Consider the following 20,653-nt stretch of genomic DNA (forward strand, 5'->3'; position numbering starts at 1 on the left):
TTTTTCTGTATTTCCATTCGACAATGAATAATATACTACAATCATCTTGTTCATATTTTTATGTCCCTTTCGTATTTAATATTTTACCAATTATTGCTGACAAGAATAGTCTACTATTTGGAGTTAACTCCATGTCAATACTTTTTATGAAAATTGTTTTATTTGATTACATACTCAATTCGAAAAATATGAAGGCATTAGCATAGTAACTTGATGAAGCGGTTAAGACTGTTATGATCAACAAATATTGATGCATCTTGAGACTCGTATTATTTTTATGATTGAAATTTATCCTCAAAATGTCACATTATTGTCACATATTTTATTGGAAGTATGCTATATTATCTGTATAAGAAGTAAATAAATCTTTACAATAGGAAAGAGTGATTGATATGTTTAAATTAAAAGCAAAAAAATTAGCAGCATTGCTTTTTTCGTCTTTTATGGCGATAACCATTATGGGAACAGCGATGGTTTCAGCAGCGCACAAAGATGTTCCACCACCACCGCCGCAACAACAGCAAGAAGAATCTCCACAGGATCAACAACCACCACAACAACCGGACCAAACACCCGATCAGCCGCAACCTGCTCCCCCAATGCCATAACAATTATAAAAAAGTCTGCTTTTTCCCCGATAAGATAAAGCAGGCTTTATTTTATCGGGAACAAATGCAACATAATTTATCCCTGATTTTGGATTTGGACTGTTTATTTTTTTAGATCTATAGCAACCAGACAGAGCATTTTCTGCAAGAACGGCACAGGGTATATGTACAACTCCGCTTGGCATCATGACATTATTAATTTTAACGCAGCTATTTTTGCTATTTCTCTATTTTATTGTTAAAATAACAAGTATAAATAAATGATCAAGAGGTGATAGCTTTGATTAAGAGATTTGTTTGTAAAATAGCATTCTTAGGAGCATTATGGTCTGGTATAATGGGAACAAATACTTTGGCTGCTGCACCATCGCTGGATACGAGCACAGGCATGCCAAATCCTATCGTAGTTTATAAAACATATGATGAAGCAGCAAATGCTGCTGGGTTCAATCCACTGTATTTGCCTAAATTATCAGGATATACTTGTAACTATATATCTCTTATTGGAAAAAAGACAATAGATCTCGGTTTTCAAAAGCAAGGGGATGTAAATAAGAACCTGCGTATTCGCACTGCTTTGAAAGATGATTTTACAGATGATGATATTAGTGGTGCTTATAGTGTGGCATGGGAACCGCAAATAATAGATAATGTAAAAGTTTATGTTGGAAAAATCAATAGAAATACATATGCTGCACATTGGAAACAAGGAAAATATCTCTTTTCTGCGAATGCAAAAGGTGTTTCACAATTAGAATTTAAATTATTGCTTTCGGATGGATTAGTTGATTTGTCAAATCATTACTTTGATTAATGCGCCAACGAATCCCAAAGTACCTTGTATTGCTCTACCATTATTGTTAATAATTTTCGATGGTATTCCAAAAAACATTTAAAAATACAGATATTGACATACTCCTTTACTACATCAGCGATTTCTTCATTCACGGATGCAACAATGTTGTTGCCATAAGAAATCAATTGCAATAAAAAGGCAATGTTAAATATTTTCTGGTATTAGGATTACTAGTTGATAAGACAATCCTGTTTTCATTTTGACAAAAATCCTCTGCACAACAGTTTGCGTCTATTGCTGACTGCCACATTGCAATTCTCAAAAATTCCTGATTCGTCAAGTGAACACCCTCCTTATAATTTATAAATTACAGTACGGATTATCGGATTTGACTGGAAAGTTGCCTTAAATTAGTATGCATTCTTATGGAAAAACCGAAATTTCCAGCCTGTTTGAACAATTTATCAAATAGACTATGCCAAGATAATATTCTCGACAGATATCGCATCTACCTTTCCTGCATAATATATTTTAATTAGCTGTTTTTCTTATTACTGGGGATGATAATTTATGAATATAAAACAACTTAACCGCACAGCATTATTGCTGGCACTTATAATTGTTTTTCAGTCACTACGCCTTTTTTTGCCGATACCGTTTTTCGTGTCGGTTTATATAATTGGCAGCTTAGTGAATGCGTGTTTCTTGTTGGCTGCAGCAACAATTGGCTGTAGATTTGCATTGATACTTGCTGTTATTGCACCAATAGTGGCCTATATGCAAAAGGTGCTGCCGCTGCCTATTTTAATTTTACCAATAGCTGCCGCCAATCTTTCTTATATTGCAGGATATCTGATGTTTTTTGCTAAAAGCCGCATACTGGCAATAAGTATAGCATCAATTGCTAAATTCGTCATTATTTACTTGACAGTTATTGGGATTATACAATATCTTGGAGTAACTGGGAAAACTTCAGTGATGCTGACAATGATGTTAGGATGGCCGCAGCTGATTACCGGTTTTACCGGTGGAGGAATTTTTCTAGCAGTCTGCAAAAAACTATCGATCTAAGTTGTGCATAATTTCCCATTACCTTTATTACTGATATTACTGATTATTTCAGTAATATTTTTTTGTCTTATGAACTACAGGATTATTGCCTATTTGTGAATAATGAAAACATTTGGCCATTTTGTATACCGAATGTTATAAGTAATGCAAAGCATAAAAATGATACCAAATCTGTCTGTTAGTAATATTTCAGCCACTTATATAAAAGTGTAAAACCATCATCTTCAATTGTTAACATGATAAAAACAGATTCATTAGATAAAGGATTATATGAAATCTTTAGTGGACATGCAAACTTTGGAAGTTTCAATTGAAGAACCATGAAATCAAAATTCAATGTTTAAAATGAATAAATGTTCGAAAAAAATCAACCCTTGATATATAATATAAAAAATTAATTTCTATAAAACTGTTAAAATTTTACAAAAAAAAGGCTATCAAATCTAATTATCTTCAATTAAAAATGTGCAACTATATCCCCATGCCTTCATGAAATGGCAGGAATCATAAACTTGATAGTTGGCGCATCTTTATAATGCTGATAACATCCGTATGATAGCCTTTATTATCTTATCCATATAAATAAACATACTCAATAATGAACGAAGGGTGGTGTGATCCACAACTGTCCGTATCGGTAAATACCAAAACAAATATTTAAATTATAGTACAATTACCTCAAAATATAGTATCAATATTAATAAAAATTATTAATACTATTAGTTTGTGAGTTTGTTAAAGCATTGTATCCTTCAGCAGAGATTTCAGTAGTGTAAGCATCACCTATCTTTTTTTGTAAATCATTATCTGTATCAGCAGTCGCTTGTGTATTTTGCCTGATACTACTATTTTGGGAAGTATGCGAAGTTTTTTCGGTCCCTTCGCTTTTCAATTTAATGATTTCTTCATTTACTTTTTCAATACTTTTTTCGAGACTGGCAATCTGAGTTTGTTTTGAGTTTTTTACTGATGAAGCTGTTGGTGAAGTAGTAGTTGAAGAATTGGAAGAATCACCTTCCAATGATAAGAGTTCCTGCTGATACTGATTCTTTTCAATTTCTAACTGTGCTATAGAAGCTGATGAAGATGCCGAGACGTTGTCTGTATTTGATGCTGTGGAGAGAGTTGATGAACCAGAGACAGATGATATTTGCATATAAATTCCTCCCTATTCATTGACTAAACTATTTATAAATACCATTCACTTATTATTCAAAAATCAGGACAACAGCTATGCTATTGTTGAATATTAATGTGCAAAAAAATATATAAAACATAATACTATTTATATTATAGTCCAGCATTGAGCGGCATGCAATAATTTCAATTGTTATAATTTACACTTTTACATCAATATTAATGTTATAAAAATTTACCAGCAGTTATGGCAGACTCTATGATGATTCTTAAAGCTAAAAGTATAGAGAATCTTATCAGGGAATATATCTATACAGTCTGTCAGATATTTAAACCATGTAGATGACATTGAAAAGCAGGATAAAGTTTTGCAGGAGGTGAAAATCATACTAAACGGGAATTACTCGGCAATAGAATTAAAGAAAATGTGGCCTATGCTTATAATAGTGTCTGTAAAATAGCGTGCATTCTCCCCAAAATATAATTATCATGGCAGCATATTGATTGATTTTTGATTGAGCTATGTTATAATTAAACATAGAAAAAGGACAGTTGATGCGTAGTGGCTCGGCTTTCCTCGTATACTAGCATGATTGAAAGAAAGCCGGCTTGCTATAACGTGAGTCGGTTTATTTCGTTTTAGTGCATGAAATAATGGCTGCTATAAGCAAGCCAAATAAGACTTGAAATGTACCCACAGCACCATCTTCTCCGGAAAGGAAAAAGTAAAACATCAACTGTTCCATGCAAATCGTTATAACATATATCAAATATTAAATCTAAGGATAGTATTGAAAAAATTAATATTACTATTTCCATTCAGGGAACTTGGATAATCATTTAAAGAGAAAATATGTATCTAAAAAACTGTCAGATTAACAAAAGTTGAAAATATGAGTAAGATCTATATGGACAAATTATTTGCGAAAAGGAGTTTATCAATGAAAAGGATTTTATTGTTTGCTTTATTACTATGTATGATTTCAGATACTGTATTTGCACAAGTTTATACCAATCCACAAAATATTTCAGTAACAGTTCCGGATGATTGGCAAGTACTAAAAAATTACTATTCAGCCGAAAAAAATTCTTATGATACACTTTTTGGTGATGGTAAAATTCAAATTTGTGAATTGATATCAACCGTTAATTATGATATACCTGAAAATACCACTTTAGACATTCTTCCTGACGAAAAAATAATAAATGTTATTTCTTCTATGTTTGGTAAATTTACTATTAGCAGCGATATTGAAACAAAACCTAACTACAAAAGAATTGTGGTTAACGGATATCCGGCTATAGTGAGTGATTTTACTATTGTGAAAGACAATATTTCACTTTCAGGAAGAATATATATAACATTGAAAAATAGCAAACTTATAGGTGTATATTATATGACTATGAGTGACAATATGATAAATTTTCTACCCGTCATAGAAAAATCTATAAATACATTGACAGTCAATTAAAAATCACAAGTGATTTTTATCTTTCATCCGGGCATAATAGCTTGATACAGCAATGCCTACGATTTTTAAGAACAATGGCTACAACGTATATTATAATGGATAATTATGATTTATTAACTGACACCCTATCAATAAGCTCTCCATTAGGTAGAAACGATGAAAAAGTCAGAATATTATTACTAGCATCCATAGTCATATAATTATCTGTTTCAGGTTGTGGCGCTATCGTTTGATCCAGTGAGTGCTGTTTCCAAAGCCCGGGATAGCGTACGTCACCCGCAACACCGGTAATGATATATAAGGGTCCTGATTCATCCCGTACGAAATTGCGTATATGTCCACGATTGCGGTATGTATGCAGATGCCCGGTAAGAACCACATCAACATTATATTTATCAAAAAGCGGCATAAACCTGCGTCCTTCATCAGTGAATCCCTCTTCACGCGGTTCAGGACGGTTCTGGAAACCATACTGAAGAACGTCTTTATGCATCAGCACAATTTTCCATTTCTTTTGGGTATTTTCTGTGTCATTTTCGACCCATGCAAGTTCATCTGACAGTATATCAGGCTGAAATTGTTCCATTTCTCCTATTTGTGTATTAATTATTATAAAATGAACTGCACCATAATCAAAGGAATAATATTGATTTTGATACTTTTTCGGCATAATTTCCGGAAGAACGAATAAGTGCAGATACGCTTCAGGCATGCGCACTTTCCAATTTCTGGTGTATGTTTCATGGTTTCCCAGGAGCGGTACTGCCGGTATAGTCTGAATCATATTTTCAATAGCATCAAACCAAGCGTTCCATTGATTATGATCTTCACCATTATCGACTAAGTCACCAATATTAATAAAAAATTGTGCATCCGGATTTGAATTCCAGGCAGCTTGAGCAGTATCACGCCAAACATTGTAATCGTTTGATTGAGAATCGGGAAATATAATAACTTTAAAATTACTATTATCGTTTGTAGAAAGATAGTGCCAATTACTTCGTTTATTACCATATCCGACACGATACTCATATGCTGTAAGCGAATGTAAATCTGTGATAGCTGCGAAATGGATATAGCTTGTGGTATTGTCATCGGTGAATTCTTCGTCAGTTGCCTTTGCAGCATGTATATCTGTTGTATCTTTTATGCGATATTCAACGGTTGCATCCGGTTCATTAGACATTGACTGCCACATAATAGTGCGAGACTTTGTAATGTCTGATGTAATGACTTGGTGCAAGTTAAAAACAGCGGCATTATTTGTCATTTGATAACGAGAAGCGATTGTTTTTGTGATTTGTATTATTTGTTTAACCTGAGGGATAAACATAATGCCGCATCCTGATAAAATAGCGCCAATTCCAGTTGATTTTAGAAAATCACGACGCTTCATATTTCACTGACTCCCTTACCATGAACATTTTTTAAAGGACATACTTCATTTTCCATAAGACAATAAATGCCTATTTTTCTGATATATTTACAATGCCACTTTTGGATATTCAAAATAAAAATTCACTATTATCTGATGAAATTTTTCCTTCGACAGTACTTTAAATAATCAATCGTAAATCCTGATGATGTACCTTTGGCAATTCAAATACTTTCTGTATAAATCTGATTGAAATCACTTATTAGTATTAAGTTTTTTTATAAAAAATTCACCAGATAGTGTTAGATAAAATCTACGTTTTATTTTTAGTTTTGATATTAATGTTTAATTAATAAATATGACTATGTTTTAATTATATAAACGCTGATTCTGCGCAAAATAAAAAATAGTTTACAGTTTATTGATCATACTGGCTGCGTAAGCAGCACCAAACCCATTATCAATATTGACAACACTGACACCACTGGCACAACTGTTCAGCATACAAAGCAGCGCTGATAATCCACCAAAATTTGCTCCATATCCGATGCTCGTTGGTACAGCTATCACTGGTTTATCAACCAATCCACCCACCACACTGGCTAATGCGCCTTCCATTCCGGCAACTACAATAATCACTTTTGCTTTGCGGATAATATCCATCTTGGCAAATAACCGATGAATACCCGCTACTCCGACATCTATTACCCGTTCTACCCTATTTCCGAACAGGCTGGCTGTTTCAGCAGCTTCTTCGACTACCGGCAGATCTGATGTTCCTGCTGCAACAATGGCTATATAGCTTTCGGTAAGCTGCATCTTGTGTCTGCGAATAGTAATTATCCGGCCTAATTCATTATATTCAGCATCCGGACAAACTTTCTTGACGGCAGTATACATTTCTATATTGGCGCGCGTGGCCAATATATTATTTTCTTTTTTTAACATAGATTCAACTATTTTCTGCACCTGTAAAACCGTTTTACCCTTGCAATAAATCGTTTCAGGATAACCGACTCTGAGCTCTCTTTCGTAATCAATAGCAGCAAAACCCATATCTTCAAATGGTTTTTCACAAATTGAATTTACAGTTTCGTTTATATCTAATTTACCGTCCTGAAACTTTTTTAAAATCTGTTGTAAGTCATTCTTGTCCATTAAATTTCTTCCTCATTATATATTTTGAGTATCTATATAATTATATCCCTTTGTGTAAAAATAACCTAACATAATTTTACCGGTGCATTTCTTAAAAAATACTGATGTCTGTACTAGAAAAGGTTATGACAACCATGGAATCCGTTGAAAAAAACTATCCAGAGACAACCACCGTTCTGGAAGATTCGCTACAGTTTTATGATTTTACACCGATCAACTTTCGTAAAATTGCTTCTACCAATACACGAAGCAACTTAATCGGGAAATTCGTCACCGGACAAGCGTCGTAGGAATTTCCCTTAGTATGTATTCTTATATCCGGTTGGTTACAACGTACCTGATCGAATACAGCGAAGACCAGTTAATGAGTCACTGCTGCATTAAACCGGATACACTGCAACAGGCTCAAGAAAAAAGGCAGAAATCAGTTGCTTAACTTCTTGGAGTTACCTTGAATTCTGCGAACTACTATTGACACTATCAAATTCAATTAACACTATAATTAAATTTGATAGGTATTACCAAATTTTTAAAATACGAAAATATTTTTCACAAAAAAAGAAGCCATCGCACTTTTAGCATGCGATAACCCCATAATATTTATTTTACCAATGATCGTTAAAATTTATTGTTAAGCTGATTGAATTATTTATATACCCTATACAGGAGTACTAAGTTTTTGCATATCATCTTTGATAATACAATCGTGATTAATCATTATGACAGTTTTTTTGTTAAATAAACCCATTGTGCCATAATGAATAGCACTTTAAAACTTCATCAAATATCCCCTTTAGCTGCCTTTTTAATGCTAAAAATTTTTACTTATTATAATAAAATCCTATTTTTAAAGCAATAATTTAATTGACTGTCAGTGTATTTATAGATTTTTCTATAATAGGCATAAAATCTGCCATATTATCAGTTGTCGTTACATAATACACTCCTATAATTTTGCTATTTTTTAAAGTTAAATATATTCTCCCTGAAAGTGAAATATTATTTTTTACAATTGTAAAATCACTTATTATTGCCGGATATCCATTAATTGTAATTCTTTTAAAATTAGGTTTTGTTTTAATATCACTGCTGATAGCAAATTTACCAAACATAGAAGAAATAATATTTATTATTTTTTCGTCAGGAAGGATATCTAAAGTGGCATTTTCAGGTACATTGTAGTTAATAACTGATATTAACTCACAAATTTGAATTTTACCATCACCTAAAAGCGTGGTATAGGAATTTTTTTCAGCTGAATAATAATCTTTGCGCACCTGCCAATTATCAGGAACTGTTATTGAAACATTTTGTGGATTGGTATAGACCTGTGCAAACACTGTACCCGAAATTATACATAGTAATAAAGTAAGCAATAAAATCCTTTTCATTTGATGAACTCCTTTTCACAAATAAATTGCTTTTATATATTTTTAATTTTAAAATACCACCTGCCATTATGAATCTCCAAAAGCAAAATTCCAAATGACTGATAGAGTATACAAACAAAACGACATTGTTCCAGTATTACACGCGAATAATTCATAATGTAACAAAAGGTAATACTGTGAATAAATTCCCAATAATAAGCTGCTACTTATGATATTAGCCATGGAATAAGATGAAATAAACCGGCTTGTACACGTCAATTATGTTTTTATGCGTTCAATTATAGCATAGATTGATAAAAAATCAATTATCTTATTTATACAGAATCAGGTACACTTATATTATCATATAGATAGAAATATTTTGCCAGACACTATCTGATATCGATTACCGGAAAATTCTTTTATATATGGAATTATAATCGAGTACTACTGGATACCCTAACAGCAGTACCGTAGCATATGACCTCGGTTATACCTCTTGCGACTTCATTTGCGTCATAGCGCATGGCGAGAATAGCATTGGCATCAGGAGTTTCATCAGCGGCATGCTGAATCATGTTATCAAAAGCTTCTTGCCGGGCCTTTTCACAAAGCTTTGTATATATTGAAATATTTCCGCCGAATATGCTTTGAAGACCCGCACCAAAATTTCCTATGACACTTCGTGAACGTACTGTTATTCCTCTTACTAATCCATAATATTCAATAATATTATAGCCTTCCAATCCGCATGTAGTCGTAATAAGATTTTTATTCATATGTGCTCCTTTTAATAGAAATAGCCATGTATAAGTTATCATACTACGTGGCTCGACTGTTAAGTTCATAATCAACAATTTCCTAATTAAGATCTTTATCTTTATAGTAATTAGTACCCTTCACAGCCAATTCGGCGGCCAAGCCTTTTGTAGTCATCTGGTATATCCATACACCCGGTGCCACTTGCACTGCTCCTTCTAATGAATCACCATTCACTCCATCACTGGCCGCAGCCGTTGCCTGTGCGCCAAAGGACCAGCCTTTGTCCACAAATGAGTTCCACGCATCTTCATTTGCAAAAACAAAAATAACGGCATATTCTTTAATCCCTAAACCGAGCCCTGCCTGATATTCCTGCATTCGCATGAATATTTCCTTTCCGGTACGGTTATTTATTGCCATCCCACGGCCATGAGAACTTCCTAAAATCCCCAGTTTAAAACCGGTGTTATTAAATACTGCATAACCGGCAGCATTACTAATGGCATGTTTTGCGCCAGGCTGTTTTTCATAAAGCATATTTAATGTTGCTATTGTTTTTTGCCGCAATTCATTTTTTTGATATTCCTTATCAGCCGCAGCTGCTGTTGCAGCAAATGTAAACAATAAAATAAATATTATCCATACTGATTTAATCATTGTTTGCCGCATATTCATCCTCCTATATAGATAATACCCGAGTATTATGATAAAATTATCGTTCATATAATAACGTTCAGATATATAGGCCGTTGAATCTGTTTTTAGCGAAGAAATCGTATTTACATAAAAGCATCTCCTATTTTAATAAATAAAAAATTTTCCTACATACAATATCGTAAAATAATAGGAATAACTTAAGCATTCATATTCAATAAAAACAAGATTGTTTTTATTGGTAGGATATCCATGTTTTATGCAGATTGCATACCGATATATTTAACATAATCCGGTATTGACATCAACTGCATGTCAAGGTTTGATTTTGTTCTTTCTGATATATGATTCTGTTTCGCCAATTCATATCCCGCCTGCTCGACAACGTGCAGATACTGATTTACAGCTGCTCCAATCTTTGCGTCTTTGTTTTTTAATAACTTACCGCAGCTGCGATAGATCTCAAGAACAGGGTTACAGGAAGCAAACACCGCTTTTATTGTTTTAAAGTTATTATTGCCTGGAAAACCGCAGTTAGAGATTACCACGAACTGTTGTGTTTTTGGTTTTGAGTCGACAAGGTCAAATTTTCCCCCTGAGTTTATAATCAAGGGACTTTTCAAAGGAATAAGCCGATCAACAAAATTTTTAAGAACTGCCGTCATGTTCCATGTATAAACAGGCGAGGCAAAGCAGACTATATCAGCCTCATTGTATTTGTCCAAAAGTTTTTTCATATCATCCTGCAACACACATTTACCCGGTGTTTTGAACCAACAGGCAAAACAACCCTTACAGTATTCAATTTTTTTATCAATTAAAAAAATGTTTTCTGTATTGGCACCCGCTTTTGCTGCACCGCGCAAAAACGCTTCTGTGATTACATTTGTACTGCTGTCTGCTCCGCCGGGACTTCCATTAAACGCTATAAATTTCATTTGGTTTTATCTTCCTTTACAATAATAGTTAGATTGCATTAATATAATTTGTTTCTCTTGGAAATGTTTCCTTTTATATATTAATTGTATAGGGAATATTAGCTGTTGGTCAATAAACGCTCCGTAGATGAATTCATTTATACAATTATTGATATTGTGTTTAGCTAATCCATTACAAAATATATTTCTAATATTCTGATATTTATATTGATAAGAAAAAAAATTTAATATATTTATATTGACTTCATAAAAAAGATATGCTAAAGTTAATTATGCTTATAAATTAAAGAGCGAAGGCGCTTTCGTTATTATCGTCAGATAATGATGAAAGTGCCTTTTTGTGTTTTTAAGGAGGCATGAAAATCAGACAGATAAAATGAATTTAAAAAAGCCCTATGAATACGGCAATATTCATAGGGCATGGGTATTCGCCTATTCCACTGGTATGAGGATTATTTGATATGCCCATTTGTAGTATAGCAAAAGGGTAAAAACTTTTCAAGGGAATAAGCGGAAAAATCAGGGTGATATCGATGGTATGTGTAAAGTTGAAGGGAGTAGTTAAGAATGAGGAAGATTGCAATTTACGGAAAAGGCGGTATTGGTAAATCGACAACACAGCAAAATACTGCGGGAGCTATGGCCCATTTTTTCAATAAAAAGGTGTTTATACATGGCTGTGATCCAAAAGCAGATTCCACACGCATGATTCTGGGGGGGATGAACCAGAAGACACTGATGGATATGTTGCGCGATGAAGGTGAAGAAAAAATTACGGTTGACCGTGTCGTAAAAGAAGGATACGGCGGTATTAGGTGTGTGGAATCCGGTGGTCCCGAACCGGGTGTCGGCTGTGCCGGAAGAGGTGTTATAACAGCTATAGATTTAATGGAAAAAAATGGTGCTTATACCGACGATCTTGATTTTGTGTTTTTTGATGTACTGGGTGATGTTGTCTGCGGTGGATTTGCCATGCCGATACGTGAAGGAAAAGCTCAGGAAGTATATATAGTGGCTTCCGGTGAAATGATGGCGATATATGCCGCCAACAACATATGCAAAGGTTTGCTGAAATACGCCAAGCAGAGCGGTGTGCGGCTGGGTGGAATAATATGCAACAGCCGTAATGTCGACAGGGAAAAAGAATTTCTGGAGGAATTCACTTCCGCTATCGGTACCAAAATGATACATTTTGTACCACGTGACAACGTTGTTCAAAAAGCCGAGTTTAATAAAAAAACGGTTGTTGAATACGATGCTGAATGCAATCAGGCAAATGAATATAAAACTTTGGCTCAGAAAATTATAAACAATAAGGATTTTGTCATACCGCATCCTTTAAAAATGGATGATTTGGAAGCTATGGTTGTAAAATACGGAATAGCAGACTGAAAATATTCACTATCCGTTATGAGGAGGAATAATAAATGCCTTATCATCAATTTGAATGCAGCAAATGCATTCCTGAAAGAATTAAACATGCTGTAGATAAGACAAAAAATGATTTGACCGAAGCATTGCCTCTGGGATACCTCAATACTATCCCGGGAACATTATCTGAGCGTGGTTGCGCATATTGCGGTGCCAAGCATGTTATCGGCACACCGATGAAGGATGTTATCCACCTTAGCCACGGACCTATCGGTTGCACCTATGATACGTGGCAGACAAAAAGATATATAAGTGATAATGATAATTTTCAAATTAAATATACTTTTGCATCTGATATGAAAGAAAAACATATTGTCTTTGGTGCGGAAAAAGTCTTAAAAAATAATATCATTGAAGCGTTCAAAGCATTTCCTAAAATCAAACGGATGACGATTTATCAGACATGTGCATCAGCGCTCATCGGTGATGACATTAAGGCGATTGCTAATGAAATAATGGATGAAATGCCTGATGTAGACATTTTCGTCTGCAATTCACCCGGATTTGCCGGCCCCAGCCAATCGGGAGGGCATCATAAGATAAATCTGGCTTGGGTAAACGATAAGGTTGGTCAGGTAGAACCCAAAATCACCAGCGATTATGTGATAAATTATGTTGGTGAATATAATATTCAAGGCGATCAAGAAGTTATGCAGGATTATTTTAAGAGGATGGGTATTCAGATATTGTCGACATTTACGGGAAATGGTTCCTATGATGACTTGAGAGCGATGCATCGGGCACAGCTTAATGTCCTGGAATGTGCTCGTTCAGCCGAATATATCTGTGATGAACTGCGCAAACGTTATGGTATACCGCGTATGGATATCGACGGTTTTGGTTTTAAAGCATTGACATCTTCGCTTCGCAAAATAGGGCTTTTTTTCGGTATTGAGGACCGCGCTGAAGCTATTATTGAAGAAGAAACCAAACGTTGGAAACCGGAACTTGATTGGTATGCGGCGCGTTTACAGGGGAAAAAAATATGTTTATGGCCAGGTGGTTCAAAATTATGGCATTGGGCTCATATCATTCATGAAGAAATGGGCTTAGAGGTGGTTTCTGTCTATACTAAATTCGGTCATCAGGGTGATATGGAAAAAGGTATATCCCGTTGTGAAGCAGGTGCTTTGGCTATTGATGACCCTAATGAGCTTGAAAGTTTGGAAGCAATGTATAAACTAAAACCGGATCTTATAGTTACCGGAAAGCGTCCCGGTGAAGTGGCGAAAAAAATCCGTGTTCCTTATCTTAATGCCCATGCCTATCATAATGGTCCATACAAGGGTTTTGAAGGTTGGGTAAGATTTGCCAGAGATATTTATAATGCCGTATATTCCCCAATTCATAAACTATCACTCACAGATATCAGCAAAGACGAAATAACCACTGACAAAAGCTTTGTGACACGTCAAATGCTATCGGATGACCAGCTCGATGAATCAATCATAAATTCTGAAAAATTACATGAATATACCGGTGAATTCGACAGTGTAAAAAAACTGCGCAGAAAAGAATATCCTCAATATCCAATGAAGGGCAAGCTGGCAGCAGTCTGATTATGTAAGGGAGGCAACCGACCGTGGAAATCACAACAGAATCAGGAAAAGATGCTTTAATGAATTATATCATGAAAAATTGTCTGTGGCAGTTCAATTCCCGCGGCTGGGACAGAAAATTGCAAAATGAAAATATCATAGAAAAAGCCACACAAATACTCTGCATGGAAGAAACGACAAAGGAGAGTCTGGCTGACCGTTGTTACTGGGCTGAAGCACAACAATTGGTAAATGAATGGGAATGCTTTTCCTGGTTAAAAGCAATGAACTCCGTAGATATTAAAACTATGATGGGAAAATTAAAAGAAGCTCTTGATTATCAATTGATTACTAACTCTCTTAATGAAGAACTTAAAAATCCTAATTATTAAAATCCATTCAGTGGCTTGCCTGCGCCTGCCTGAGCAGGCAGACGCAGACAACGCCTTTATAATAAGCTGTTCTATCTGAAAAAGCAATTGAAATAAAAAGGGGTGCGCAGCAATGCCTTGTAAATTGAAGGAAAAAGAACGTACAGGTGTGATCAATCCTATTTTTACCTGCCAACCGGCAGGAGCGCAATATGCCAGTATCGGCATACAGGACTGTATTGGAATCGTACACGGCGGACAGGGCTGCGTAATGTTTGTACGGCTGTGGTTTTCCCAGCACTACAAAGAAAGTTTTGAACTGGCATCTTCATCTTTACATGAAGATGCGGCTGTATTTGGCGGCATCCATCGTGTAGAAGAGGCTGTCGATGTTCTTCTTATGCGTTATCCACATGTTAAAGTTGTTCCGATAATTACCACTTGTTCAACAGAAGTAATAGGAGATGATATTGACGGGGTAATCAATAAACTCAACGAAGGGTTGTTAAAAGAAAAGTATGCCAATCGGGAAGTCCATCTGATTCCTATTCATACTCCCAGCTTCAAAGGCAGTCATGTAACAGGCTATGATGTCGGTATGGAGGCAATCATAAGTCATTTTGCCAAAAAAGACAAACCGCAAAAAAAACTTAATATACTGACCGGCTGGCAGAATCCCGGGGATGTGCGCACGCTTAAGCATTTGCTCTCCGAAATGGAAGTAGACGCCAACATCATTTTTGACATTGAAAAATTTGATGCTCCGCTGATGCCTGACGGCAACCATACAGCACACGGCAGCACAACTATCGAAGATCTGGAAAATACCGGCAGTGCAATCGGAACAATAGCGCTTAACCGTTATGAATCAGGCAGGGCAGCGGCTTATCTTGAAAAAACATTTGGTATTCCCACAATAATAGGTCCTTCACCTATAGGTATACGCAATACTGATACCTTTCTGCAAAACGTAAAAACGTTGACGGGTAAATCAATTCCCCAATCTTTGGTGAGGGAGCGGGGTATAGCTATCGATGCCATCACAGATGTGGCACATATGTTTTTGGCTGATAAACGTGTAGCTATTTATGGCAATCCTGATCTGGTCATAGGTCTTACCGAATTTTGTCTTGATATGGAAATGAAACCGGTTTTACTACTTTTAGGTGATGACAATACTAATTATGCTGCTGATAAACGCATAAAAGTTTTACAGGAAAATATTAACTATGATATGGAAATAATCACTAATGCAGATCTTTGGAATCTGGGTGATCTATTGCAGAATAAGGGATTGAAACTTGATCTTATATTGGGACATTCCAAAGGCCGTTTCATTGCCATGGACAATAAAATTCCTCTTGTACGTGTCGGGTTCCCCGTGTTTGACAGGGCAGGTTATTATAGGGATCCAACAATTGGCTATGAAGGTGCCATGCTGCTGGCTGAAAAAATAGCCAATGTATGGTTTACTGATATGGAATATACCCAAAATAAGGAATGGCTTCTAAACATGTGGTAAATGCATTATAACAAGGGCAAAAAAATGAAAAAATATTTTACCAATATAGCCGGATTCAAAAAAAGATATCACAGTGCGCTGATGTATCACCATCGAGCCGAACAATTTATGCTTGAAAAGCAGTCTTATATTGTGGTCTTTGATATAGCATCTATAGCTGTAGAAAATTATCTTATAGCCATATGCGAATTTTACAGTATTGATCCGGCAACACATAATTACCAATCCCTTATGGGTGCACTGGAACAAATCACAGATATAATTATACCCTCAGATATAACTGCACAAATAATAATTTTAGATACTGCTTATGGTATATGTTCATTGGAAAATTATCAACGCAAAACAAATTTCACCAAAGTTGAAATTTCTCAGATACTGCATTTATGTTGTTATTTATCCAATATTTCACAAAAAATACTTTCTCAAATTTCATCTAAAAATAACAAATAAACTATACCATACTATATTCTTTGTATAATATGGAAAAAATGGGAGAAATGCGATGACGGGTATACGCTATAAACAAAGGATTTGCGAAGATAAAGGGAAAATCGACAAATTCATGAAAAACATGAGGACCGGTACTTTGGCTGTGATGAGTAATGGGGTTCCCTATGCCGTGCCACTTAACTATATATGGCTGAACGATACGGTTTACTTTCACGGCCTCGCTTCCGGACGTAAGGAAGAAGCCTTAAAGAACAATCCACAGTGCTGTTTTACAGTTTATCACGAATACGGCACTGTAAAAGATGCTATGCCATGCCACGCTGATACAGCTTATTTCAGTGTCATCATATTCGGTAAGGTAACTTTATTGGAAAACTATAAGGAAAAGGGTGCCATACTTAAGGAACTGACTGAAAAATATATGCCGGGATATTATAAAACGGATTTTACGGGAAATTTCATAAAAAACTATAAATCGGCCAATGATGGCTGTACAGTACAAGTTAACAAGCTTATTGCCGATATATTAACAGCTAAAGAAAACTATGCCGAACCGGAAAAACTTTTTGCATCAGCGCTTTAAAATATTTCAACGGTTCTGTATTATGCAGTTCAATCTTCATAATTTTCTTGGCGTGGTCATACTGTGACTTATTTTTCTAAAATAAATACATCATATCTGGCAATTTTATTTTTGTAGGACTACATTTACCATCACACGGTTTAACTGAATAATTTTGAAAGGAAGTGTTGTTTATGTTAATGGTTAAAACATTTATCCGTCCAGAAAAAAAGAATTTATTATTGGAAAAACTTTCAAAAGCTGGTTTTCATTCGGCAACAATTATTGACGTTGTCGGCCGCGGTAAACAGCAAGGCATAAAGTTTGGTGAACGCATATATGATGAAATTCCCAAATGTATGCTGATGCTGGGGATAGAAGACATTGCAAGAGATGATGTGATCAATATTATTCTTGAATATGCTAAAAGTGGCGCTGAGGGAGCATTTGGTGACGGAAAAATTTTTATCAGTCGATTGGAGCAGGTATACACCGTTTCCAGTGGGAAAACAGGTTTGTAATGGAGGAGGCAACAATGAAAGAAATAACAGCTGTCATCCGGATGGAAAAAATTAGTTCTACTAAAAAGGCTTTGTTGGATATCGGCATTCCTGGATTTACCGCATTTAAAGCTGAAGGGAGAGGCAGACTTGTAACTGATAAAAATCTTCTTGCCAAACGAAAACTATCTATTGTCAGTATGAATTCTGCAAATGGCGGCTCTGATGTATTGATGACCGAATTTGTCAATGGTACTAAAATTTTTCCTTGCAGGGTGATTATCGTGCTCGCAGCTGATAAAGATGCTGATAAAATCATACGGGCAATAATCGGAGCTAACCGCACCGATTACGGCATAGGCGACGGGAAAATTTTTGTAGCGCCACTGGACGAGGCTATACGTGTCAGAACTAGGGAAACAGGAGATGCAGCATTGTAAAGTTTTTTACAGAAAAATGCTCATCTCCCCTATAGATAATCTGGACGGAGATGGAATAAATTATTACACGTAGCCATTTCTATAAAATGAATGTGTATATTGATAAAAAAGATAAATACAGTTAATATTAACATGAAAATAAAATATTGTTGGAAACAGGCGTCAGAAATGACTTAATAGGGAATTCGGTATATGCCGAAGCGGTCCCGCCACTGTGAAGATGAGTTTTTCAAACTATGCCACTGAAGCAAAAGCTTTGGGAAGGCTTGAAAAATAATGATCCTGAGCCAGGAGAACTACCTGTTTTAACGTCACCATTAGCATTGATTATTTTCGTTGATGCTTATACCTGCGAGCGATAGGTAGGAGATTTTATATTACATGTGATTTTTGTGATGAATATTTCTCCGGCTTGAATTTAAGCCGGTTTTTTAATTTTTCTAAAAGTTTATATGGGTCTCATATTTCAATCTGTCTGCTATCGCAGGCAGATTTTTTTGTTAGTAAAAAAGGTGACCTCGATTAAAAATAGTGCAGCAGATTTAAACTGCTGCATATGAGAAAGCGGAGGTTTATATAATGTTCGTTGTTGTCTAAATATACAAAATTATAATTGAATGGGTGAGAGAAAATAATTTTTACGAAAAAGATCAAGAAAAATATTTCGTTAGCGGCACTATTGTGTACATTTGTACAAACTGCTTGGTTCACGGATGTTTATGCTTCTGATGATACTTCCAGTGAAACATCAGTAGAAAATTATAACCTTGAAAACATGACGGTTTATGGAGATAGTGATAAAACTGTTGGAAATCCATATATAACAGGTGGTGATGTTAATGTTATAAGCAGACAGGATATTGAAAATAATCACTACACTAATATTGAAAATGCCTTAAAAACAATACCTGGCGTGCAAATATCAACACCCGGTTATAGAGGCGGTGAATATGGTTATAGTAACTATAACACTGAGCTCACAATAAATGGTGAAAATAATATTGTCATATTAATTGATGGAAGGCGTATTGATAATGATGCCAATTCCTACGCGGGCAATAAATCACGTGTTAATTTAAGTACATTGCCAAGTATAGAAAATGTAGAACAGATAGAAGTAATAAAAGGGACAGGTTCTGCAATATACGGGGCAGATACAGCTGGTGGTGTCATAAATATCATTACTCGTAAAGGCACAGCGAAACCCAAAACCACGATTGATTTAGCTGCCGGTTCATGGCATAGACGTAATTATGCAATAACGCATACCGGTTCTTCTGATGATGGCAGCCTGAAATATGCAGTTTCATTAAGCAGGCAGCTTAGTGGCAACTCGCAGTATAAAGATACTGTTACTGATAGCACCCGAACTTTTGATAATACTGGTTACAAAGACCAAAATGCATCATTAAATATTACTAAAGACTTTAATAAAACGCATAGCCTGGATGTTACTTACAATCATTCATATGAAAAAGCTTACTATCCGATAACAGCACCAGACTTAAAATACATAGACTCTTTTTACAATGGTACGATGGCTCCTATAGATCCAATTACACATACTTATATCGGATTGAATAGTTCAATAAATGGTTATCGCAATATTTTTCTTTATGATGCATGGCTTGGTTCTTATAATGAAACCCAGACAAATGACATTGATGTAAAATATGTTTTTGCCCGGACAGATGAAAACGCTGAAAGTTTTATCAGGATTTATAAAGACTATACACGTTATAATACGATGGATTATAGTAATATATGGAACATACCATATACATATCTTGACGAATATTGGGCTGAGGCTAAAGATTCACCAAATGCCCATACTGATATTGAAAAGGTTACAGGTGCCACATTACAGTTGGCAAAACATATAAAAAATAATAGCATAACCGGCGGTTTTGATTACCGCAAAAGCAGCTATGACGGTTGGGACAGCAGTGATAATTATAACTCACAGCGTCGTGCTTACAATATATATTTGCAGGACAAGATAAAAATAAGTAATAAATTTACTTTTACACCAGGTACTAATTATTCCTATTATAGTAATGGTAATTACAATGATATGAATTTTGGATCGACAAATAAACTGACATTTTCAGTTTATAGCAACTACAACTTTGATAATAAAACCAATATGTATTTTTCTGCCAGCCAGATTTTTAAACCAGTTACGGGACTAGACCTTTCACGAGGATTTAGCAGCGATCCATTACAAGATGAAAAAGGGTATAACTATAATTTAGGGGTTAATAGGCTGCTTACTAATAAGGATAATCTCGGCATAAATTATAGCAACGTAAATATGTCCAATGCTATTGCGCGTTATAGTGTGCTTAATACAGATACTGGGAAATGGGTAATAAAGGCCGTCAATGCTGAAAGAAAAAAACAAGCGTTAAATATTTCTTATACACATGATTTTGGCTTTGTAAAGTAAACATGAAAGATTAACAAACGAGAACAGCCAATTACTTCAAGCAACG

At 35.2% G+C, this 20,653-nt stretch carries 20 protein-coding genes and 1 riboswitch; of the genes, 13 read left to right on the plus strand and 7 right to left on the minus strand.

Translation table 11 applies throughout. The features are described 5' to 3' along the window. Positions 1-392: 392 nt before the first annotated feature. The 3 genes from I6751_RS10725 (at position 393) to I6751_RS10735 (ending at position 2,475) form a co-directional block, all read left to right on the plus strand. Entirely contained in the window at positions 393-608 is a 216-nt protein-coding gene (locus I6751_RS10725) for a hypothetical protein (RefSeq protein WP_196592075.1), read from the plus strand. A 280-nt stretch (positions 609-888) separates the two neighbouring features. Beyond that, the gene (locus I6751_RS10730; protein WP_182185446.1) at positions 889-1,422 is read left to right on the plus strand and encodes a hypothetical protein; all 534 of its coding nucleotides are present in this window, start codon (positions 889-891) and stop codon (positions 1,420-1,422) included. 552 nt (positions 1,423-1,974) lie between these two features. After that, positions 1,975-2,475 carry a hypothetical protein gene (locus tag I6751_RS10735; RefSeq protein ID WP_196592071.1) on the plus strand — a complete coding sequence of 167 codons (501 nt, stop codon included), beginning with the start codon at positions 1,975-1,977 and terminating at the stop codon, positions 2,473-2,475. 697 nt (positions 2,476-3,172) lie between these two features. Here the strand turns inward: I6751_RS10735 and I6751_RS10740 are convergent. Next, positions 3,173-3,631 (minus strand): hypothetical protein, encoded by a 459-nt coding sequence (locus tag I6751_RS10740; RefSeq protein ID WP_182185451.1) that lies wholly within the window; start codon positions 3,629-3,631, stop codon positions 3,173-3,175. 922 nt (positions 3,632-4,553) lie between these two features. On the opposite strand from I6751_RS10740, the gene I6751_RS10745 reads away from it, so the two are divergent. Next, positions 4,554-5,084 carry a hypothetical protein gene (locus I6751_RS10745; RefSeq protein WP_196592070.1) on the plus strand — a complete coding sequence of 177 codons (531 nt, stop codon included), beginning with the start codon at positions 4,554-4,556 and terminating at the stop codon, positions 5,082-5,084. A gap of 103 nt (positions 5,085-5,187) precedes the next feature. On the opposite strand, the gene I6751_RS10750 is transcribed toward I6751_RS10745, so the two are convergent. The 6 genes from I6751_RS10750 to I6751_RS10780 form a co-directional block, all read right to left on the minus strand. Beyond that, the gene (locus I6751_RS10750; RefSeq protein ID WP_196592068.1) at positions 5,188-6,480 is read right to left on the minus strand and encodes a purple acid phosphatase family protein; all 1,293 of its coding nucleotides are present in this window, start codon (positions 6,478-6,480) and stop codon (positions 5,188-5,190) included. A gap of 390 nt (positions 6,481-6,870) precedes the next feature. Beyond that, positions 6,871-7,617 carry a nickel pincer cofactor biosynthesis protein LarB gene (gene larB / locus I6751_RS10755; RefSeq protein WP_196592066.1) on the minus strand — a complete coding sequence of 249 codons (747 nt, stop codon included), beginning with the start codon at positions 7,615-7,617 and terminating at the stop codon, positions 6,871-6,873. Positions 7,618-8,477: 860 nt separating this feature from the next. Then, positions 8,478-9,008 (minus strand): hypothetical protein, encoded by a 531-nt coding sequence (locus I6751_RS10765; RefSeq protein ID WP_196592065.1) that lies wholly within the window; start codon positions 9,006-9,008, stop codon positions 8,478-8,480. Between the two features lie 413 nt (positions 9,009-9,421). Further along, positions 9,422-9,766, minus strand: a complete 345-nt coding sequence (locus I6751_RS10770; RefSeq protein ID WP_196592064.1) for a YbjQ family protein — start codon at positions 9,764-9,766, stop codon at positions 9,422-9,424. An 82-nt stretch (positions 9,767-9,848) separates the two neighbouring features. Continuing rightward, positions 9,849-10,418 carry a lipid-binding SYLF domain-containing protein gene (locus tag I6751_RS10775; protein WP_182188545.1) on the minus strand — a complete coding sequence of 190 codons (570 nt, stop codon included), beginning with the start codon at positions 10,416-10,418 and terminating at the stop codon, positions 9,849-9,851. A gap of 242 nt (positions 10,419-10,660) precedes the next feature. Continuing rightward, a complete protein-coding gene (locus I6751_RS10780; protein WP_196592062.1) occupies positions 10,661-11,341 on the minus strand; it encodes a flavodoxin family protein in 681 nt (226 codons plus the stop codon). Positions 11,342-11,908: 567 nt separating this feature from the next. Here I6751_RS10780 and nifH point away from each other — a divergent pair. The 9 genes from nifH to I6751_RS10825 all read left to right on the plus strand — a co-directional run bounded on the left by nifH (position 11,909) and on the right by I6751_RS10825 (position 20,607). Then, positions 11,909-12,733, plus strand: coding sequence for a nitrogenase iron protein (gene nifH, locus I6751_RS10785; RefSeq protein ID WP_196592060.1), 825 nt, complete (start codon positions 11,909-11,911; stop codon positions 12,731-12,733). A gap of 35 nt (positions 12,734-12,768) precedes the next feature. Next, on the plus strand, positions 12,769-14,331 hold the full coding sequence (gene anfD, locus I6751_RS10790; RefSeq protein WP_196592059.1) for a nitrogenase iron-iron protein, alpha chain: 1,563 nt from the start codon (positions 12,769-12,771) through the stop codon (positions 14,329-14,331). A 23-nt stretch (positions 14,332-14,354) separates the two neighbouring features. Then, positions 14,355-14,702 (plus strand): Fe-only nitrogenase subunit delta, encoded by a 348-nt coding sequence (anfG, locus tag I6751_RS10795; RefSeq protein WP_330998177.1) that lies wholly within the window; start codon positions 14,355-14,357, stop codon positions 14,700-14,702. A 112-nt stretch (positions 14,703-14,814) separates the two neighbouring features. Continuing rightward, on the plus strand, positions 14,815-16,203 hold the full coding sequence (anfK, locus tag I6751_RS10800; protein ID WP_196592057.1) for a Fe-only nitrogenase subunit beta: 1,389 nt from the start codon (positions 14,815-14,817) through the stop codon (positions 16,201-16,203). A 24-nt stretch (positions 16,204-16,227) separates the two neighbouring features. Continuing rightward, a complete protein-coding gene (locus I6751_RS10805) occupies positions 16,228-16,656 on the plus strand; it encodes a hypothetical protein (RefSeq protein ID WP_196592055.1) in 429 nt (142 codons plus the stop codon). Between the two features lie 52 nt (positions 16,657-16,708). Beyond that, entirely contained in the window at positions 16,709-17,239 is a 531-nt protein-coding gene (locus tag I6751_RS10810; RefSeq protein ID WP_196592054.1) for a pyridoxamine 5'-phosphate oxidase family protein, read from the plus strand. Between the two features lie 173 nt (positions 17,240-17,412). Continuing rightward, entirely contained in the window at positions 17,413-17,739 is a 327-nt protein-coding gene (locus I6751_RS10815) for a P-II family nitrogen regulator (RefSeq protein WP_196592053.1), read from the plus strand. Positions 17,740-17,753: 14 nt separating this feature from the next. Further along, positions 17,754-18,158: a P-II family nitrogen regulator gene (locus tag I6751_RS10820; protein WP_196592051.1), complete on the plus strand. Its 405-nt coding sequence runs from the start codon at positions 17,754-17,756 to the stop codon at positions 18,156-18,158. Between the two features lie 140 nt (positions 18,159-18,298). Continuing rightward, positions 18,299-18,476: riboswitch (cobalamin riboswitch) on the plus strand. 361 nt (positions 18,477-18,837) lie between these two features. Next, positions 18,838-20,607 carry a TonB-dependent receptor plug domain-containing protein gene (locus tag I6751_RS10825; protein ID WP_196592050.1) on the plus strand — a complete coding sequence of 590 codons (1,770 nt, stop codon included), beginning with the start codon at positions 18,838-18,840 and terminating at the stop codon, positions 20,605-20,607. Positions 20,608-20,653: the final 46 nt, after the last annotated feature.

It is taken from the genome of Pectinatus frisingensis, from assembly GCF_015732285.1.
Lineage (GTDB): Bacteria > Bacillota > Negativicutes > Selenomonadales > Selenomonadaceae > Pectinatus > Pectinatus frisingensis.

Bases quoted from the DNA above. Each gene is read 5' to 3' on its own strand.
- I6751_RS10780 (WP_196592062.1), bottom strand. From the start codon at position 11,341: ATGAAATTTATAGCGTTTAATGGAAGTCCCGGCGGAGCAGACAGCAGT.
- anfK (WP_196592057.1), top strand. From the start codon at position 14,815: ATGCCTTGTAAATTGAAGGAAAAAGAACGTACAGGTGTGATCAATCCT.
- nifH (WP_196592060.1), top strand. From the start codon at position 11,909: ATGAGGAAGATTGCAATTTACGGAAAAGGCGGTATTGGTAAATCGACA.
- I6751_RS10735 (WP_196592071.1), top strand. From the start codon at position 1,975: ATGAATATAAAACAACTTAACCGCACAGCATTATTGCTGGCACTTATA.
- I6751_RS10725 (WP_196592075.1), top strand. From the start codon at position 393: ATGTTTAAATTAAAAGCAAAAAAATTAGCAGCATTGCTTTTTTCGTCT.
- I6751_RS10815 (WP_196592053.1), top strand. From the start codon at position 17,413: ATGTTAATGGTTAAAACATTTATCCGTCCAGAAAAAAAGAATTTATTA.
- I6751_RS10745 (WP_196592070.1), top strand. From the start codon at position 4,554: ATGAAAAGGATTTTATTGTTTGCTTTATTACTATGTATGATTTCAGAT.
- anfD (WP_196592059.1), top strand. From the start codon at position 12,769: ATGCCTTATCATCAATTTGAATGCAGCAAATGCATTCCTGAAAGAATT.
- I6751_RS10775 (WP_182188545.1), bottom strand. From the start codon at position 10,418: ATGCGGCAAACAATGATTAAATCAGTATGGATAATATTTATTTTATTG.
- I6751_RS10770 (WP_196592064.1), bottom strand. From the start codon at position 9,766: ATGAATAAAAATCTTATTACGACTACATGCGGATTGGAAGGCTATAAT.
- I6751_RS10820 (WP_196592051.1), top strand. From the start codon at position 17,754: ATGAAAGAAATAACAGCTGTCATCCGGATGGAAAAAATTAGTTCTACT.
- I6751_RS10805 (WP_196592055.1), top strand. From the start codon at position 16,228: ATGAAAAAATATTTTACCAATATAGCCGGATTCAAAAAAAGATATCAC.
- I6751_RS10750 (WP_196592068.1), bottom strand. From the start codon at position 6,480: ATGAAGCGTCGTGATTTTCTAAAATCAACTGGAATTGGCGCTATTTTA.
- I6751_RS10740 (WP_182185451.1), bottom strand. From the start codon at position 3,631: ATGCAAATATCATCTGTCTCTGGTTCATCAACTCTCTCCACAGCATCA.
- I6751_RS10810 (WP_196592054.1), top strand. From the start codon at position 16,709: ATGACGGGTATACGCTATAAACAAAGGATTTGCGAAGATAAAGGGAAA.
- larB (WP_196592066.1), bottom strand. From the start codon at position 7,617: ATGGACAAGAATGACTTACAACAGATTTTAAAAAAGTTTCAGGACGGT.
- I6751_RS10765 (WP_196592065.1), bottom strand. From the start codon at position 9,008: ATGAAAAGGATTTTATTGCTTACTTTATTACTATGTATAATTTCGGGT.